We start from the raw sequence: 17,322 nt of genomic DNA, 5'->3' as shown, positions 1-17,322 counted from the left end.
GGGGCCGTTGTCAAGCATGGTTGCGGTAACAATGGATCGGCGGGGTGCGACGCCCTTGAGAACGTTCTCAACCTGTGCTCCTAAAGGCACAGGGTCGGCGCTCGACCGACCGATGCAGCAGGAAAAGGGGAAGAGGATGAAGATCGTTGCGATGCTGCTGGGGGGATCGCTCCTCGCCGGCCTGGCCACACCTGCGGTTCTCGCGCGCGAGCCGCAGCAGCAGGCCGCTGGCACCGCACCGGCGGGCGATGCCCGCGCCCGTGCGGAGGCGATCGTCGCGCGGATGACGCTCGACGAGAAGATCGCGCTGGTCCACGGGCTGTTCCCGCCGATGGCGGAGGGCAAGACGCGCAACGAGCTGATCCCGTCCGCCGGCCACATCGACGGCATCCGCCGGCTGGGCGTGCCGCTGGTGCGCGAGAGCGATGCGTCGCTCGGCGTCGCCAACCAGGTCGAGCAGCGCAAGGGCGATGTCGCCACCGCGCTCCCCTCCGGCCTCGCCACCGCGGCGAGCTTCGATCCCGAGATCGCCCGCGCGGGCGGCGCGATGATCGGTGCGGAGGCACGCGCCAAGCGCTTCAACGTGCTGCTCGCGGGCGGCGTCAACCTGACGCGCGATCCGTGGAACGGGCGCAACTTCGAATATCTCGGCGAGGACCCGCTGCTCGCCGGGCTGCTCGGCGGCGCACATATCGCCGGGGTGCAGTCGAACCAGATCGTCTCGACGGTCAAGCATTTCGCGCTCAACGCGCAGGAAACCGGCCGCATGGTCGCCGACGCACGCATCGACGAGGCGGCGCTGCGGATGAGCGACCTGCTCGCCTTTCAGATCGCGATCGAGAAGGGGCGGCCGGGTTCGGTGATGTGCGCCTACAACAAGGTCAACGGCGACTGGTCGTGCGAGAATCCGCGGCTGCTGACCGACGTGCTCAAGCGCGACTGGGGCTATCGCGGCTGGGTGATGAGCGATTGGGGCGGCGTCCATTCGACCGCCAAGGCGGTCAACGCCGGGCTCGACCAGGAGTCGGGGCAGGAGCTCGACAAGGCGATCTTTCTCGGCGCGCCGCTCAAGCAGGCGGTGCAGAAGGGCGAGGTTTCGAGGGCGCGGCTCGACGACATGGTCGCGCGCTACCTGACCGGGCTGATCGAGACCGGCGCCTATGACACGCCGATGCCGGAGAACGCCCTGACGATCGCCTATGACCAGCACGCCGATGTCGCGCAGCGCGCCGCCGAGGCAGGGATCGTGCTGCTCAAGAACGAGCGCACCCTGCTGCCGCTGGCGGCGAGCGCCAAGCGGATCGTCGTGATCGGCGGCAATGCCGACGTGGGCGTGCTGTCCGGCGGCGGATCGAGCCAGGTGCGCTCGGTCGGCGGCGCACCGATCGAGATCCCGCTCGCCTATGGCGCGGCGGCGTCGTTCGTGCGCATCACCTACCACGCCTCTTCGCCGCTCGAGGCGTTGCGCGCGGCACTGCCGGGGGTGCAGATCGACTATCTCGACGGCCGCAACCTCAACGCCACCGTCGACGCGGTGAAGGCGGCGGACCTCGCGATCGTGTTCGCCACGCAATGGACGACCGAGGCGGAGGACGCGCCCAACCTGCGCCTGCCCGACCATCAGGACGCGCTGATCGCAGCGATCGCCGACGCCCAGCCCAGGACGGTGGCGGTGATGGAGACGGGCGGCCCGGTGCTGATGCCGTGGATCGACAAGGTGCCGGCGGTGGTCCAGGCCTGGTACCCCGGCCAGCGCGGCGGCGAGGCGATCGCCAATATCCTGACCGGCAAGGTCAACCCCTCCGGCCGGTTGCCGATCACCTTCCCCGCCGACGCCGGCCAGCCGCCGCGCCCGACGCCCGTCGGCCTAGAGCGGATGACCTCGCTGGAGGCGCAGGCGGCGGCCAATCCCGCCAATGCGAGCAGCTATCAGCTGCCGAGCTTCCCGATCGACTATGTCGAGGGCGCCGACGTCGGCTATCGCTGGTACGAGAAGAAGGGGCAGACCCCGCTGTTCCCGTTCGGCCACGGCCTCAGCTACACCAGCTTCGCCTATCGCAAGCCGGTGGTGAAGGGCGGCCGGTCGCTGAGCGTCACGGTCGAAGTGACCAACACCGGCAAGCGCGCCGGTGCCGACGTGCCGCAGCTCTACGTCCGCCCCGAGGGGTCGAACGCGCCGATGCGGCTTGCGGCGTTCCAGCGCATCGAGCTCCAGCCGGGCGAGAAGCGCCGCGTGACGCTGACCGCCGAGCCGCGTGTGCTCGCCGACTACGACACCGCGCTGCCGGGCTGGCGGATCGCGGGCGGGCGCTATCGGGTGGCGATCGGCCACGACGCGACGGACCGCAAGCTGACCGCGGTGACGACGCTCGATGCGGCGACGATGAAGCCGTGAGGCGCCCCGCCCCTTCTTCGTCATCCTGACGGAAGTCAGGATCCATTGCCGCTACGGCTGGAGTCGCGAGCATAGCGGCGATGGATGCTGACCTTCGTCAGCAGGACGGGTGGGGGATGGGTCGACGGGGACTGCGGCGGGCGGGTAGGAAGCGGACATGGCGCGCTACACCACCCGCATCACCGCCGGCCCGGCCGACATCGACGAGCTCGGCCACGTCAACAATGCGGTGTGGGTGCGCTGGATCCAGGACGTCGCCACCGCGCACTGGCAGGCGGTCGCCCCGCCCGAGCATCGCGACCGCTACGTCTGGGTCGTGACGCGGCACGAGATCGACTATCGCGGCAACGTCGCGGCGGGCGACACGGTCACCGCCGAAACCTGGGTCGCTGAGCCGCCGCGCGGCGCCCGTTTCGACCGCCACATGCGCTTCGGCGGCGACGACGGGCGCGTGCGGGTCGAGGCCAAGACCACCTGGGCGATCGTCGACCGCGAAACCGGCCGCATCCTGCGCGTGCCGCCGGAGGTGGCCGCACCGTTCCTGGCGGCATAGGCGCGGGGGTGGAGCGCCGCCCCTTCACGCGCACCCGTTCGTGCCGAGTAGAGACCGAGTAGCTGCGCAAGCAGCGTCTCGAGGGCTCGTATCGAGGTGCCGTGCCAGGCGGGCCTCCCTCGATAGGCCGTCTCGATACGCTCCTGCCGAGCTACTCGACGGCTACTCGGGACGAACGGAGAGGGAGAAGCGTTCGGGCGCCCCTACTCCAGCTCCAGGATCACCGCGTCGACCATCAGGCTCTGGCCTTCCTCGGCGTTCACCGCCTTCACCGTACCGGCCTTCTGGCTGCGCAGGATGTTCTCCATCTTCATCGCCTCGACCACCGCGAGTGGCTGGCCGGCCTCGACGCGGTCGCCGGGCGCGACGTGGAGCTTCGTAAGCAGCCCCGGCATCGGGCAGAGCAGCAGCCGCGACAGATCGGGCGGGACCTTCTCGATCATGTGGCGGGTGAGATCGGCGACGTGCGGCGGCAGCACGCGTACCGTGTGCGCGGCGCCGCGCGCGGTCAGCCGCCAGCCGCCGCGCAGGCGCGCGACGCGCACCACCAGCGGTTCGTCGTCGAGCATCGCCGCGAACAGCGGCTCGCCCGGGCGCCAGTGGCCGACCAGTTCGATCGCCTCGCCCTCCGCGAAGCGCACCAGCTGGCCGCCCTCGAACGGCTCGACGCGGGTTTCGAACCGCGCCTCACCGAGCGTCACCACCTTGTCGGTCGCCGGCACGATCGCGCGGCCGAGCTGACCGTCGATCTGGGCGGCACGCGCGGCCTGAGTGGCGTCGAGCACGCTCGCCACCGCCGCCAGCTGGCGCTGCAGCTCGGCCGATGGCGCTGCGCCGGTGAAGCCTTCCGGAAACTCCTCGGCGATGAAACCGGTGGTGAGCGCACCGTCGCGGAAGCGCGGATGCTGCATCAGCGCCGACAGGAAATCGAGGTTGGTGCCCAGCCCCTCGATCTCGAAGCGGTCGAGCGCCTGGACCTGCGCGTCGATCGCCGCTTCACGCGTTTCGGCATGGGTCACCAGCTTGGCGATCATCGGGTCGTAGTAGATGCTGACCTCCCCACCCTCGCGCACGCCGTCGTCGATTCGAACGCCATCGCGTGCGGGCGGCGGACGGTACCGCACCAGCCGGCCGGTCGAGGGCAGGAAGCCGCGATACGGGTCCTCGGCATAGACGCGGTTCTCGATCGCCCAGCCGGTGAGCGTGACGTCGTCCTGCCCGAAGCCGAGCGGCTCGCCGGCGGCCACGCGGATCATCTGCTCGACGAGGTCGAGGCCGGTGATCGCCTCCGTCACCGGATGCTCGACCTGGAGGCGGGTGTTCATCTCGAGGAAGTAGAAGCTCTCGCCGGTCGCATCCGCGCCCGAGACGATCAGTTCGACCGTACCCGCGGAGAAATACCCCACGGCACGCGCGAGCGCGACCGCCTGCTCGCCCATGCGCCGGCGCATTTCGGGGGTGACGAACGGCGACGGCGCCTCCTCGACCACCTTCTGGTGGCGGCGCTGGATCGAGCACTCGCGCTCGCCGAGGTAGACGAGGTTGCCGTGCTGGTCGCCCAGTACCTGAATCTCGATGTGCCGCGGGCTCTGGATGAACTTCTCGATGAAGACGCGGTCGTCGCCGAAGCTCGCCAGCCCCTCGCGCTTCGTCGCCTCGAAGCCCTCGCGCACGTCTTCCTCGGACCAGGCGAGCCGCATGCCCTTGCCGCCGCCGCCGGCCGAGGCCTTCATCATCACCGGATAGCCGATGTCGCCGGCGATCCGCACCGCATCCTCGGTGGTCGCGATCTCGCCGAGAAAGCCGGGGACGACGTTGACGCCCGCTTCCTTGGCGAGCTTCTTCGACTCGATCTTGTCGCCCATCGCCGCGATCGCGCCCGGCGGCGGACCGACGAAGGCGATGCCGGCCTCCGCACAGGCGCGGGCGAACTCGGCACGCTCGGACAGGAAGCCGTAGCCGGGGTGGATGCAGTCGGCGCCGGTTTCACGGGCGGCGAGCAGGATCAGATCGGCGCGCAGATAGCTTTCGGCGGCCGGCGCCGGACCCAGCCGCACGGCCTCGTCGGCCATGCGGACGTGCGGCGCATCGGCATCGGCATCGGAATAGACCGCGACCGTCGCGATCCCCATCCGCTTGGCGGTGCGCATCACGCGGCAGGCGATCTCACCGCGGTTGGCGACCAGGATCTTGGCGAACATCGGCTTACCCCTTCCAGACGAGCGACTGGAGCTGCGCGGTACGCTGGCGGGTGAGCCGCACCTTGCACTGCGCCTGCGCCATCGGCTGCGCCGATCCGCCGGCGAACTCGCCGCCTTCGATGACGCACTGCGTGTCGCGGAACTTGAGCCAGGCGCGCTGGCTTTCGAGCAGCGCGGGCGCATAGCCGAAGCCGCCGCCGCGCGAGCTATTCCTGGCGTCCCGGCCCTTCATATAGGCGTAGGTCGTCTTCCACTGGCGAGTCATCGCGGCGTCGGCCGCCTGATAGGCCTGACCGGCGCAGCGCGTCATCTCCGCCTGCGTCTGGGGGTTCGCACAGCTCACGGCAGCCGCCGCGGCCAACAGGGTCACCAGCATTCGCTCTCCTTCACGCGCATCCTCGCCGCCGGGGTTCGCCCCGATCTCGCCAACGATGCCGTCTCCTCAACGATCCCAGAGCAGCTCCCGCAGCTGCTGCGTCCGCGCCGTGGTCACGGCCGCCAGGCACTGGTTGGCGGCGAACGGCTCCCTCATCTCCGCGTCGGCGCGATCGGCAACCGCCTTCTCGCACATCGTCATCGCGGTCTGGGTCTGCTTGTCGCCACAGTCGTCCACTGCGGCGGTGCCGGCCAGCGCCAGCGCGATCAGCAGCATGCGCAGGCTTCCTTCACCCGTGGCGCTTCGGCCGCCATCGGGCTTAGGCCCAGCCGCGCGAACAGCGCCGCGTCCTTATCGTCGCCCGCGTTGCCGGTGGTGAGCAGCTTGTCGCCGGTGAAGATCGAGTTGGCACCCGCCAGGAAGCACAGCGCCTGGGTGGCGTCGCTCATGCTCTCGCGGCCCGCCGACAGGCGCACCATGCTCGCGGGCATGGTGATGCGCGCGACCGCGACGGTGCGGACGAACTCGATGTCGTCGATCTTGGCGAGCGGCGTGTCGGCGAGCATGTCGCCCAGCACCGTGCCCTTGACCGGCACCAGCGCGTTGACCGGCACGCTTTCGGGATGGTGCGGCAGCGTCGCCAGCGCATGGATGAAGCCGACGCGATCCTCACGCGTCTCGCCCATGCCGACGATCCCGCCCGAGCACACGTTGATGCCGGCGCCGCGGACATGGTCGAGCGTGTCGAGCCGTTCCTGGAAGCTGCGGGTGGTGATGACCTCGCCATAGCGTTCGGGCGAGGTGTCGATGTTGTGGTTGTAATAGTCGAGCCCCGCCTCGGCGAGCTGCGCGGCCTGGTCCGGCGTCAGCATGCCCAGGGTCATGCAGGTTTCCATGCCCATCTGCCGCACGCCCTTCACCATCTCGATGATGGCGGGCATGTCGCGGTCCTTGGGATTGCGCCAGGCGGCGCCCATGCAGAAGCGCGACGAGCCATTGTCCTTGGCCTGCGCCGCGGACTGGAGCACCGCGCGCACGTCCATCAGCTTGGTCGCCTTCAGCCCCGTCTCGGCATGCACCGACTGGTTGCAATAGCCGCAGTCTTCCGGGCAGCCGCCGGTCTTGATCGACAGCAGCGTGGAGAGCTGGACTTCGTCGGCGCGATGGCTGGCGCGATGCACCTCGGCGGCGCGGAACAGCAGCTCGGGAAACGGCAGGTCGAACAGCGCCGCGATCTCGTCGCGCGTCCAGTCGGTGCGCACGTCCGCGGCGTGCTGGGGAAGGGTGTCGATCATTCGGCGGCGTCCTCGAATCCGGCAGGGGGCATGTTGTGGCCGAGCAGGCGCAGCACGTCGGCGGCGCATTCGACCACGTTCGATCCAGGCCCATAGATGCCCTGCACGCCCGCGTCGCGCAGATAGTCGTAATCCTTCGACGGGATGACGCCGCCGGCGATGACCTTCACGTCGCCGCGCCCGGCCTCGCGCAGTCCGCGGATGAGCTCGGGAATCAGCGTCTTGTGCCCGGCGGCCAGGCTGGAGGCGCCGACCACGTCCGCCTCGCTCTCCAGCGCGAGCACCACCGTTTCCTGCGGCGTCTGGAACAGCGGGCCGGAGACAACCTCGAACCCCAGGTCGCCGAACGCCGAGGCGATGACGTTGGCGCCGCGGTCGTGCCCGTCCTGCCCCATCTTGGCGACCAGCAGCCGCGGCTTGCGCCCAAGCCGGCGCTCGACCGCTTCCACCCCCGCGACCACCTGCGCCCAGCGCGGGTCCTCGGCATAGGGCGCGCCATAGACGCCGGCCACCGGCACCGGCGTGGTGCCGTAGCGTCCGAACCCCGCCTCCATTGCCGCCGAAATCTCGCCCAGCGTCGCGCGCGCACGCGCCGCCTCGACCGCCAGCGCGAGCAGGTTGCCGTCGCCGGTCGCGCCGGCGGCCAGCCCGTCGAGCGCGGCGCGGCAGGCGTCCTCGTCGCGGCCGGCACGCACGCGCGCGATCCGCGCGATCTGCGCCTCGCGCACCTTGGTGTTGTCGACCTCCAGCGTCTCGATCGGGTCTTCGCTGGCGAGGCGGTATTTGTTGACGCCCACGATCACGTCCTCGCCGCGGTCGACACGCGCCTGGCGGGCGGCGGCGGCTTCCTCGATCATCGCCTTGGGCCAGCCGGCGGCGACCGCCTTGGCCATGCCGCCTTCGGCCTCCACCCGCTCGATGATCGCCCAGGCCTGGTCGACCAGCTGCTGGGTGAGGCTTTCGACATAGTAGGAGCCGCCCAGGGGATCGACGACCTTGGTCATCCCCGTCTCCTCCTGCAGCACGATCTGGGTGTTGCGGGCGATGCGGGCGGAGAAGTCGGTGGGCAGCGCGATCGCCTCGTCGAGTGCGTTGGTGTGCAGCGACTGGGTGCCGCCCAGCATCGCCGCCATCGCCTCGATCGTGGTGCGGATGACGTTGTTGTACGGATCCTGCTCGGTCAGCGACACGCCCGAGGTCTGGCAATGGGTGCGCAGCATTTTGGAGCGTTCGTCCTTGGCGCCCGCTTGCGTCATCACCCGGTGCCACAACACGCGCGCCGCGCGCAGCTTCGCCACCTCCATGAAGAAGTTCATGCCGATCGCGAAGAAGAACGACAAACGCCCGGCGAACTTGTCGATGTCGAGGCCCGAGGCGATGCCGTAGCGGACATATTCCATGCCGTCGGCGATGGTGAAGGCGAGCTCCTGCACCTGCGTCGCCCCGGCCTCCTGCATGTGATAGCCGGAGATCGAGATGCTGTTAAACTTCGGCATGTGCGTCGAAGTGTAGGCGAAGATGTCCGAGATGATCCGCATGCTCGGCTCGGGCGGGTAGATATAGGTGTTGCGGACCATGAACTCCTTGAGGATGTCGTTCTGGATCGTGCCTTCCAGCTTTTCCTGATCGACGCCCTGCTCTTCCGCCGCGACGATGAAGAAGGCGAGCACCGGGATCACCGCGCCGTTCATGGTCATCGACACCGACATGCGATCGAGCGGGATGCCGTCGAACAGGATCTTCATGTCGTCGAGGGTGTCGATCGCGACGCCCGCCTTGCCGACGTCGCCGACGACGCGCGGATGGTCGCTGTCGTAGCCGCGGTGAGTGGCGAGGTCGAAGGCGACCGAGAGCCCCTTCTGCCCGGCCGCCAGGTTGCGGCGGTAGAAGGCGTTGGATTCCTCCGCGGTCGAGAAGCCGGCGTACTGGCGGATCGTCCACGGGCGGCCGGCATACATCGACGCGCGCACGCCGCGGGTGAAGGGCGCGAAGCCGGGCAGGCCGGGGTCGCCAACCTTCTCCGGGGTGACGTCCTCGGCGGTGTAGAGCGGCTTGACGGGGATGCCCTCGGGCGTCTCCCAATCGAGATCGCGGCCCTTCACCTCCTTCGTGGCGAGCGCCTCCCAGTCGGCGCGGGTGGCGCGCGCCTCGGGCTCGGGCAGGTCGCGGGCGGCGGGTGCCGCGCCACTGTCCTCGCCGGTGTTACGCTCGATGTTCGCCACGCGGGCTCTCCATGATTTCGGTGAGCACGCCGCCCATGTCCTTGGGATGGACGAAGAAGATCGGCGTGCCGTGTGCGCCGATGCGCGGCTCGCCGAGCACGCGCATGCCCCGTTCCTCGAACCACGCCTTTGCGGCGTGAATGTCGGGCACTTCGTAGCACAGGTGATGCTGTCCGCCGGCCGGGTTCTTCGCCAGGAAGCCGTGGATCGGCGACTCCGCCCCCAGCGGCTCGATCAGCTCGATCTGGGTGTTGGGCGCGTCCACGAAGCAGACGCGCACCCCCTGCGTGGGCAGGTCAAACGGCGCGCCGACCGCGGCATCGCCCAGCAACGTGCGATAGGTCTCGGCCGAGCGCTCGATGGAGGGCGTCGCCACGCCGACGTGGTTGAGGCGGTCGAGGATCACCTCACCTCCCGCGAACCGAACATCAGCTGGATCAGCGAATTCTCAGAGACTTGTCTACTACCTTTGCCTACATCTTTCCTCATCGCCGTGAGCGCCGCTCCCATTGCCGCCTGCCCCTCCGGGCTTTTGAAGTCGGAATAGCGGAATACATTGCCCACGGCCTCCACGACTTCAACTGATCCAACGAGACCTATTCGACCACGCAGTTGCGCCGTCAGAGACAAAGCACTTTGGTAGCGCTCGGTACCTGGTTTGGAAAACGTCAGATCGCCTAGAACCTGAAAGTACTTCGAATACAATTCCCACTTGGCCTCACGCTCAAACCTAAAGCGCTCAAAACCCCTAGCGAATAATGCCTGCACAATGCCGCCCACCGCAGCAGATAGAAGGCCCACGAGAGCGACTAAGATGGCTGTATCGGAACTTGTCATAGCAGCACGCCTTCATGCATCTCGCACGCGAGCTGGAAGCGTTTGCACCGACCGCTCAGGTCTAGGTCCGGATCCCAAGCGGACGCAGCCGACCGCCTGTGTAAGCGCATGGCGACACAACGGCCTAGCATGTGCGCATCCGCGTCTCGCCGCGGGCGGCGTATTTAGCGGCCTGGCGGACATAATGATCGGTGAAGGTCTCGGTGCCGGTGTAGCGCACGTCGAACGAGCGGTCGGGAACGATGTCGGCGATCTTTCCCTCCAGCGTGGTGGCGGGATCGGCGGTGCCCGCGCCGCTGTCGTCATAGCTCTCGGGCACCGAGACCAGCCCCACCGGGCCCTTGTCGGTCAGACCCGTGAGGGTGAAGACGCTGCACGTATAGCCCTGCCAGGTACCGCCGCCGCTCGCATAGATTACCGGATCGGCGCCGAACTTGTCGGAGACCGACCATTCGGTGGGCGGCGCGCCCCAGCTCGATCCCGCCACCGCGTCGGGCCAGTGGCCGGCGACGGTGAAGCCGGCGGCGGTGGGCTTGAGATAGGCGACGTCGAGCCCGCCGGTGCAGCCGTGGCAGCCGTCGGTCATCTCGGCGGTGCTGATCAGCACCGCGGTGTCGCCGCGCCAGACCAGCCGCGCGGGCGTGGTGACGAGCTGGGCGCCGTCCTTGGAAGCCGTCGCCTTGCCGGTCGGTCCGAACACCGCCTTGCCCGCAAGCGCGAGCTGCTCGGCCGCGGGAAGCGCGCGCACGCCGGTGGGCGTGGCGGTGGACGGCGCGGCGGTCGGGGCGGCGAGACGCCGGGGCTCGGAACGCTCGGGCGTGCGCGGCCAGAACAGCAGCGCGCCAATCCCCAGCGTCACCGCGACCACCACCAGCGCGGCGGTGAACCAGCCGCCCTTGGTCGAACGGGCGGCGGCGCCGCGCCTAGAGCGGGATGTTGTCATGCTTCTTCCACGGATTTTCCAGGCTCTTGCCGCGCAGCTTGCGCAAGCCCAGCGCGATCCTCCGGCGAGTCGAATGCGGCTGGATCACCTCGTCGATGAAGCCCTTCGACGCCGCCACGAACGGGTTGGCGAAGCGCGCCTCATACTCGGCGGTGCGCTCGGCGATCTCCTCCGGCGTGCGGCCGCGGAAGATGATCTCCACCGCGCCCTTGGCGCCCATCACCGCGATCTCGGCGGTGGGCCAGGCATAGTTCAAGTCGCCGCGCAGGTGCTTCGACGCCATTACGTCATAGGCGCCGCCATAGGCCTTGCGCGTGATGACGGTGATCTTGGGCACGGTCGCCTCGGCATAGGCGAACAGCAGCTTGGCGCCGTGCTTGATGATGCCGTTGTGCTCCTGCGCAACGCCGGGAAGGAAGCCGGGCACGTCGACGAAGGTGACGATCGGGATTTCGAACGCGTCGCAGAAGCGTACGAAGCGCGCCGCCTTCTTCGACGCGTTGATGTCGAGCACGCCGGCGAGCACGGTCGGCTGGTTGGCGACGAAGCCGACCGTGCGCCCCTCGATCCGGCCGAAGCCCGTGAGAATGTTGGCGGCGTGCGCGGGCTGCACCTCGAAAAAGTCGCCCTCGTCGACCACCTTCCGGATCAGCTCGTGCATGTCGTAGGGCTGATTGGCCGACGGCGGCACCAGCGTGTCGAGGCTGTCCTCCATCCGATCCCACGGATCTTCGGTGGGCCGCTCGGGTGCCTCGACGCGGTTGGAGGCGGGCAGCAGGTCGACGAAGTCGCGCGCCGCCAGCAGTGCTTCGATGTCGTTGTCGAACGCCACGTCGGCCACCGACGAGCGGGTCGTATGGGTGACGGCGCCGCCCAGCTCCTCCTGGGTCACCACTTCGTTGGTCACCGTCTTCACCACGTCGGGGCCGGTGACGAACATGTAGCTCGAATCCTTCACCATGAAGATGAAGTCGGTCATCGCCGGCGAATAGACCGCGCCCCCCGCGCAGGGCCCCATGATGAGGCTCAGCTGCGGCACCACGCCCGAGGCGAGCACGTTGCGCTGGAACACCTCGGCATAGCCGCCGAGCGAGGCCACCCCCTCCTGGATGCGCGCGCCGCCCGAATCATTCAGGCCGATGACGGGCGCACCGACCTTCATCGCCATGTCCATGACCTTGCAGATCTTGGCGGCATGGCGTTCGGATAGCGAGCCGCCGAACACGGTGAAGTCCTGGCTGAAGACGAACACCAGCCGGCCGTTGATCGTGCCCGATCCGGTCACCACCCCGTCGCCGGGGATCACCTGCGCCTCCATGCCGAAGTCGACGCAATTATGCTCGACGAACATGTCGAGCTCCTCGAAGCTGCCGGGGTCGAGCAGCACGTCGAGCCGCTCGCGCGCGGTCAGCTTGCCCTTGGCATGCTGTGCCGCGATCCGCCTCTCGCCGCCGCCGACACGCGCCGCGGCCCGCCGCCGTTCCAGCTCCTGCACCTGTGCGCGCAAGCCCATCTCCTTGTCGGGGCGCCTCTTTGCCGATGCGGCTGGGCGCTGCTCCTGCCCCAAGGTAGCGGTCCGGCGGGGGGGGGAACAAGGGGCATCGCCGAAAACCGCGCCACCGCCGCTCGCCCGCAATTGATCGTCCGGCGTGGCGCCGATATGTCCGACTTATCGACCAGGGACAGCGGCGCAGAGCCGCCGGTCCCGAGGAGCGGAGAGGAACCCGGTTTGGATACGGCACGTACACCCAACGACACTTCTGCAGCCGCGGGCGGCGCGGGCACCATCCGCATCGCCCTGGCCGGCATCGGCAAGATCGCGCGCGACCAGCATATCCCGCACATCGCCGCCAACGACCGGTTCGAGCTCGTCGCCGCCGTCACCGGCCATACCCCGCCCGAGGGCGTCCCCGGCTTCCGCACCATCGCCGAGATGATGCAGGCGGTGCCGGACGTGCAGGCGATCTCGATCTGCACGCCGCCGCGCGGCCGGCTGGTGCTGATCGAGGAGGCGCTGGCGCACGGGCTGGACGTGATGATCGAGAAGCCGCCGGCGGCGACGCTGTCGGAGGCCGAGGACTTCGTGCGCGTCGCGCGCGAGGCGGGCCGCGTGCTGTTCACCACTTGGCACTCGCGCGAAGCCGCCGGCGTCGAGCCGGCGCGCGCCTGGCTCGCCGAACGCGAAATCCGCCGCGTCGAGGTGAACTGGAAGGAGGACGTGCGCGTCTGGCATCCGGGCCAGGCGTGGATCTGGGAGCCGGGCATCGGCGTGTTCGATCCGGGCATCAACGCGCTGTCGGTGATCACCCGCATCCTGCCGCGCCCGCTGCTGCTGCAGGAGGCGGCGCTGCGCTTCCCGTCGAACCGCCCGGCGCCGATCGCCGCCGACCTGACGTTCGCCGACACCGCCGGCGTTCCGGTCGACGTGTTCTTCGACTTCGACCAGCGTGGGCCACAGACTTGGGACATCGACGTCGAGACCGACCGCGGCAGCCTGAAGCTGTCGATGGGCGCGTCGAAGATGTTCGTCGACGGCGTCGAGCAGGACGTGGGCGACGAGCCGGAGTATGCGCGGCTTTATCGCCGCTTCGCCGAGTTGCTCGACACCGGCCGCAGCGACGTCGACCTGTCGCCGTTCCGCCACGTCGCCGACGCCTTCCTGCTCGGCCGCCGCAGCGAAGTGGGCGCGTTCGAGGAATAAGCGCCTTCCCGGGGCGAAACAGAAGGGCGCGTGTACCCCCGCGGTACGCGCGCCCTTCTGCGTCGTGAGGTGCGTTTACCGGACCTCGCCCAACGTCCTTCGTGCTCCTGCGAAGGCAGGAGCCCAGGGTTTCAGACGCAAACCGCCGTTCTGCTTGGCCCTGGATCCCTGCCTGCGCAGGGATACGGGTAGGCTTGGGGGGAAGTGCAACTCCCCATTCTCGTCATCTGGACGGAAGTCAGGATCCATTGCCGCTACGGCTGGAATCGCGAGCGGTGCGGCAATGGATGCTGACCTTCGTCAGCATGACGGGTGGAGATGGGCGAAGCGTCAGTCTTCCGTCTTCGCCGCCGCCTTCTTTGCGGGTGCCTTCTTCGCCGGCGCCTTCTTGGCGGCCGGCTTCTTGTCGGCGGCGGGCTTCTTGGCCGCCGCCTTCTTCGCCGGGGCCTTGCGGCCCTTCTTGGCCGGCGCTGCGGCGGCGCGGGCGTCGATCATCTGGGCGGCTTCCTCCAGCGTCAGCGCCTCGGGCGCGACCGTCTTGGGCAGCGTCGCATTGGTGGTGCCGTCGGTGACATAGGGGCCGTAGCGCCCCTCCATCAGCTTGATCTCCGCCTCGGTGCGCGGATGGGCGCCGAGCACGCGCAGCGGTTCGCGCGCTGCCCCGCGCGCCGGCCGCCCGGCAGCCGCCTCGGCGAGCTTCACCACAGCGGCGTTCATGCCGGTTTCGAACACGTCCGCCGTCGTCTGCAGCCGCGCGTATTTGCCGGCGTGCTTCAGATAGGGGCCATAGCGCCCGATCGCCGCCTCGATCGGCTCGCCCGTCTCCGGATGGTTGCCGATGACGCGCGGCAGGCTCAGCAGCTTCAGCGCCCATTCCAGCGTCAGCTCGCCGCCCGGAAGGTCCTTGGGAATGGAGGCGCGCTTGGCCTCCTTGCCCTCGCCCAGCTGGATGTATGGTCCGAAGCGACCCGACTTGCGTTCGACCTCCAGCCCCGTCTCCGGATCTTTGCCGAGCCCCTCGGGGCCGGTGTCCTCGCCCTCGCCACCCGGCTGCGCGAAGCGGCGGGTGAATTTGCACTCGGGATAGTTGGAGCAGGCGATGAACGCGCCGAACTTGCCGCCACGCAGCGCCAGCCGGCCCTCGCCGCAGTTCGGGCACAGCCGCGGATCGGATCCGTCGGCCTTTTGCGGAAACAGGTACGGCGCGAGGAAGGTGTCGAGCTCGGCGGTAATGGCCGAGGGCTGCTGCTCCATCACCTCGGCCGTGCGCGGCTTGAAGTCGCGCCAGAAGGCTTCGAGCACCGCCTGCCATTCGGCGCGGCCGCCGGATACGTCGTCGAGCTCTTCCTCGAGCCCCGCGGTGAAGTCGTAGCCGACGTATTTCTCGAAGAAGCGCTCGAGGAACGCGGTCAGCAGCCGACCGCTCTCCTCGGCGAAGAAGCGATTCTTCTCCACCCGCACATAGGCGCGGTCCTTGAGCACCTGAATGATCGAGGCATAGGTCGACGGGCGGCCGATGCCGAGTTCCTCCAGCCGCTTGACCAGCGAGGCTTCGGAGAAGCGCGGCGGCGGCTGGGTGAAGTGCTGCTCGGCGGTCACGCCCTTCTTGGCAGGCGCGTCGCCGTCGCGCAGCAGCGGCAGGCGACGCGAATCCTCGTCACCGGCATCGTCGCGGCCTTCCTCGTAGAGCGCGAGATAGCCGGGGAAGAGCACGACCTGGCCGGTGGCGCGCAGGGCCAGCCGGCCGGTGCCGTCCTCCAGCTCGACCGCGGTACGCTCCAGCCGCGCCGACGCCATCTGGCTGGCGAGCGCGCGCTTCCAGATCAGGTCGTAGAGGCGGCCGTGGTCGCCCGCACCGGCGCGATCCTTGGAGAAATCGGTCGGGCGGATCGCCTCGTGCGCTTCCTGCGCATTCTTCGCCTTGGTCTGGTACTGGCGCGGCCGGTCCGGGACGTAGCTGGCGTCGTAGCGGTTGGCGATCGCCCCGCGCGCCGCGTCGATCGCCGATCCGTCCATCTGCACGCCGTCGGTACGCATATAGGTGATCGCGCCGTCCTCGTAGAGCGACTGGGCGATGCGCATCGTGTGGCTGGCGGAGAAGCCGAGCTTGCGCGCCGCCTCCTGCTGCAGCGTCGAGGTGGTGAAGGGCGGCGGCGGGTTGCGGGTCGCGGGCTTGGTTTCGACCGAGACGACCGAGAGGCGCGCCGCCTCGACCGCTTCCTTGGCGGCGAAGGCCGAGCCCTGGTCGCCCAGCGACAGGCGGTCGAGCTTCTTGCCGTCGAACTTGACCAGCCGAGCCTCGAACGGCTGGCCGTCCTGCTCCATCTGCGCGACGACCGACCAATATTCCTGGGCGGTGAAGCCCTCGATCTCGCGCTCGCGCTCGACGATCAGGCGCAGCGCCACCGACTGGACGCGGCCGGCGGACTTGGCGCCGGGCAGCTTGCGCCACAACACCGGCGACAGGGTGAAGCCGACCAGATAATCGAGCGCACGCCGGGCGCGATAGGCGTCGATCAGGTCGGTATCGAGCCCGCGCGGCGCCTTCATCGCCGCCAGGATCGCCGGCTTGGTGATCGCGTTGAAGGTGACCCGCTCGACCTCCTTCGGCAGCGCCTTCTTCTTGGCCAACACCTCCTGCACGTGCCACGAGATCGCCTCCCCCTCGCGATCGGGGTCGGTGGCGAGGATCAGGCGGTCGGCCTTCTTGGCCTCGTCGGCGATTGCTTTCAGCTGGCGCGACTTGTCGGCATAGGTTTCCCACTCCATCGCGAAGCCGTCGTCGGGGTGGACCGAGCCGTCCTTGGGCGGCAGGTCGCGGACGTGGCCGTAGGAGGCCAGGACGCGATAGTCCTTGCCGAGATACTTCTCGATGGTCTTCGCCTTGGCGGGCGACTCTACGATGACAAGCTGCATGGGAGTGTACGGGGTCCTTACGTGTACGCGTGAGAGTGGGGATGGCGCATGCCCCGCGTCAAGCGCCCCTAGCGCGGCAACGGAATCAGGCGAAGACCTGTTCCAGCGCCTCCTGCGGCGCGCGTGTCCGGGCGTAGACCGCAAGGCCGACGTACCAGGCGGCGACGGTCGCCAGCGCGATGACGACGTTCGTCATGGCAAGCTCGACCATCGTCTCGGACGCGTCGACGTCCGAAAGCGCGATGATCCCGCCGATGAGGAGGACGAACGGGGCGAAGAGAAGGCACAGCAGGATCGCCACCGGAAGCGCCCAGCCCTGCGTCCGTCGCCAGCTCTCGCCGATCGCATCGGTCACGCGCAGGTCCTCGGCGATGACGATCGCAGACGCGGCGGACCAGCGTGCGGCGACGTACAACCCGGGCACCACCAGCAGCACCAGCCCCAGCATCATGCCGAGGGTGGTGAGGAACTGCTGTCCGAACAGCGCCACGATGCCGCCGGTGCGGCCGCTTTCGGCGACCCATTGCTCGCGCAGCGCGACGTGACGAAGCAATCCCCATTGCACCGCAAGCTGCGCGACGGCGGACGCCATCGTCCCGCCGCGTCCCAGATTGTCGGCCACGAAACCCGAGATGGACAGCAACGCCACGGCACCGCCCACCAACCACGGCTCACGACCGGCGAGTGCCCCTGCGCCCCGCCACAACTCCGCCATGCGACTGCCGACATCGGCCATATTCCCCGCCCCTTCGTGCAAGATCATCGAGCGAGCGGTAGAGCTCGCGAGATAGTTCGGTTACCGGATAACTCGGGAAATTTCCTAGCCGTTAATGCTGTTTGTCATCGGATCGCCGTTGTCAGAATCAAAGATTGCTGCTCTCTT

At 68.8% G+C, this 17,322-nt stretch carries 14 protein-coding genes; 3 read left to right on the top strand and 11 right to left on the bottom strand.

The window, feature by feature from the left end; genetic code table 11:
• Positions 1-136: 136 nt before the first annotated feature.
• Positions 137-2,395, top strand: a complete 2,259-nt coding sequence (locus tag ACBY01_RS03070) for a beta-glucosidase (RefSeq protein WP_416459299.1) — start codon at positions 137-139, stop codon at positions 2,393-2,395.
• Between the two features lie 157 nt (positions 2,396-2,552).
• Complete coding sequence (locus ACBY01_RS03065) at positions 2,553-2,948, top strand: acyl-CoA thioesterase (RefSeq protein WP_416459298.1); 396 nt, start codon at positions 2,553-2,555, stop codon at positions 2,946-2,948.
• Between the two features lie 203 nt (positions 2,949-3,151).
• On the opposite strand, the gene ACBY01_RS03060 is transcribed toward ACBY01_RS03065, so the two are convergent.
• The 9 genes from ACBY01_RS03060 to ACBY01_RS03020 all read right to left on the bottom strand — a co-directional run bounded on the left by ACBY01_RS03060 (position 3,152) and on the right by ACBY01_RS03020 (position 12,329).
• A complete protein-coding gene (locus tag ACBY01_RS03060; protein ID WP_416459297.1) occupies positions 3,152-5,149 on the bottom strand; it encodes an acetyl-CoA carboxylase biotin carboxylase subunit in 1,998 nt (665 codons plus the stop codon).
• Between the two features lie 4 nt (positions 5,150-5,153).
• Complete coding sequence (locus tag ACBY01_RS03055; RefSeq protein WP_416459296.1) at positions 5,154-5,525, bottom strand: lysozyme inhibitor LprI family protein; 372 nt, start codon at positions 5,523-5,525, stop codon at positions 5,154-5,156.
• A 66-nt stretch (positions 5,526-5,591) separates the two neighbouring features.
• Entirely contained in the window at positions 5,592-5,801 is a 210-nt protein-coding gene (locus tag ACBY01_RS03050) for a hypothetical protein (RefSeq protein WP_416459295.1), read from the bottom strand.
• Positions 5,792-6,820 (bottom strand): biotin synthase BioB, encoded by a 1,029-nt coding sequence (gene bioB / locus ACBY01_RS03045; RefSeq protein WP_416459294.1) that lies wholly within the window; start codon positions 6,818-6,820, stop codon positions 5,792-5,794. The genes ACBY01_RS03050 and bioB overlap by 10 nt, the downstream gene beginning before the upstream one ends.
• Positions 6,817-8,982, bottom strand: coding sequence for a methylmalonyl-CoA mutase (gene scpA, locus ACBY01_RS03040; protein WP_416459355.1), 2,166 nt, complete (start codon positions 8,980-8,982; stop codon positions 6,817-6,819). Before scpA ends, bioB begins: the two co-directional genes overlap by 4 nt.
• Before the next feature lie 40 nt (positions 8,983-9,022).
• A complete protein-coding gene (gene mce, locus ACBY01_RS03035; RefSeq protein WP_416459293.1) occupies positions 9,023-9,448 on the bottom strand; it encodes a methylmalonyl-CoA epimerase in 426 nt (141 codons plus the stop codon).
• A complete protein-coding gene (locus ACBY01_RS03030; RefSeq protein WP_416459292.1) occupies positions 9,445-9,879 on the bottom strand; it encodes a hypothetical protein in 435 nt (144 codons plus the stop codon). The genes mce and ACBY01_RS03030 overlap by 4 nt, the downstream gene beginning before the upstream one ends.
• A gap of 124 nt (positions 9,880-10,003) precedes the next feature.
• Entirely contained in the window at positions 10,004-10,822 is an 819-nt protein-coding gene (locus ACBY01_RS03025) for a hypothetical protein (RefSeq protein WP_416459291.1), read from the bottom strand.
• The gene (locus ACBY01_RS03020) at positions 10,803-12,329 is read right to left on the bottom strand and encodes an acyl-CoA carboxylase subunit beta (protein ID WP_487247709.1); all 1,527 of its coding nucleotides are present in this window, start codon (positions 12,327-12,329) and stop codon (positions 10,803-10,805) included. Before ACBY01_RS03020 ends, ACBY01_RS03025 begins: the two co-directional genes overlap by 20 nt.
• A 222-nt stretch (positions 12,330-12,551) precedes the next feature.
• Between ACBY01_RS03020 and ACBY01_RS03015 the strand changes: the two genes are divergently transcribed.
• Positions 12,552-13,523 carry a Gfo/Idh/MocA family protein gene (locus ACBY01_RS03015; protein ID WP_416459289.1) on the top strand — a complete coding sequence of 324 codons (972 nt, stop codon included), beginning with the start codon at positions 12,552-12,554 and terminating at the stop codon, positions 13,521-13,523.
• A 330-nt stretch (positions 13,524-13,853) separates the two neighbouring features.
• Here ACBY01_RS03015 and topA read toward each other — a convergent pair whose 3' ends face one another.
• Positions 13,854-16,439 carry a type I DNA topoisomerase gene (topA, locus tag ACBY01_RS03010; protein WP_416459288.1) on the bottom strand — a complete coding sequence of 862 codons (2,586 nt, stop codon included), beginning with the start codon at positions 16,437-16,439 and terminating at the stop codon, positions 13,854-13,856.
• Positions 16,440-16,524: 85 nt separating this feature from the next.
• Positions 16,525-17,202, bottom strand: a complete 678-nt coding sequence (locus ACBY01_RS03005; RefSeq protein ID WP_416459287.1) for a hypothetical protein — start codon at positions 17,200-17,202, stop codon at positions 16,525-16,527.
• Between the last annotated feature and the right edge of the window lie 120 nt (positions 17,203-17,322).

It is taken from the genome of Sphingomonas mangrovi, assembly GCF_047975845.1.
Classification (GTDB): Bacteria; Pseudomonadota; Alphaproteobacteria; order Sphingomonadales; family Sphingomonadaceae; genus Sphingomonas.
Note: the sequence above shows the minus strand (reverse complement) of the source record. Positions and strands in the feature narration are given on the sequence as shown.

Coding starts and splice junctions, on each gene's coding strand:
- ACBY01_RS03070 (WP_416459299.1), top strand. CDS start 137: ATGAAGATCGTTGCGATGCTGCTGGGGGGATCGCTCCTCGCCGGCCTG.
- ACBY01_RS03065 (WP_416459298.1), top strand. CDS start 2,553: ATGGCGCGCTACACCACCCGCATCACCGCCGGCCCGGCCGACATCGAC.
- ACBY01_RS03060 (WP_416459297.1), bottom strand. CDS start 5,149: ATGTTCGCCAAGATCCTGGTCGCCAACCGCGGTGAGATCGCCTGCCGC.
- ACBY01_RS03055 (WP_416459296.1), bottom strand. CDS start 5,525: ATGCTGGTGACCCTGTTGGCCGCGGCGGCTGCCGTGAGCTGTGCGAAC.
- ACBY01_RS03050 (WP_416459295.1), bottom strand. CDS start 5,801: ATGCTGCTGATCGCGCTGGCGCTGGCCGGCACCGCCGCAGTGGACGAC.
- bioB (WP_416459294.1), bottom strand. CDS start 6,820: ATGATCGACACCCTTCCCCAGCACGCCGCGGACGTGCGCACCGACTGG.
- ACBY01_RS03030 (WP_416459292.1), bottom strand. CDS start 9,879: ATGACAAGTTCCGATACAGCCATCTTAGTCGCTCTCGTGGGCCTTCTA.
- ACBY01_RS03025 (WP_416459291.1), bottom strand. CDS start 10,822: ATGACAACATCCCGCTCTAGGCGCGGCGCCGCCGCCCGTTCGACCAAG.
- topA (WP_416459288.1), bottom strand. CDS start 16,439: ATGCAGCTTGTCATCGTAGAGTCGCCCGCCAAGGCGAAGACCATCGAG.
- ACBY01_RS03005 (WP_416459287.1), bottom strand. CDS start 17,202: ATGATCTTGCACGAAGGGGCGGGGAATATGGCCGATGTCGGCAGTCGC.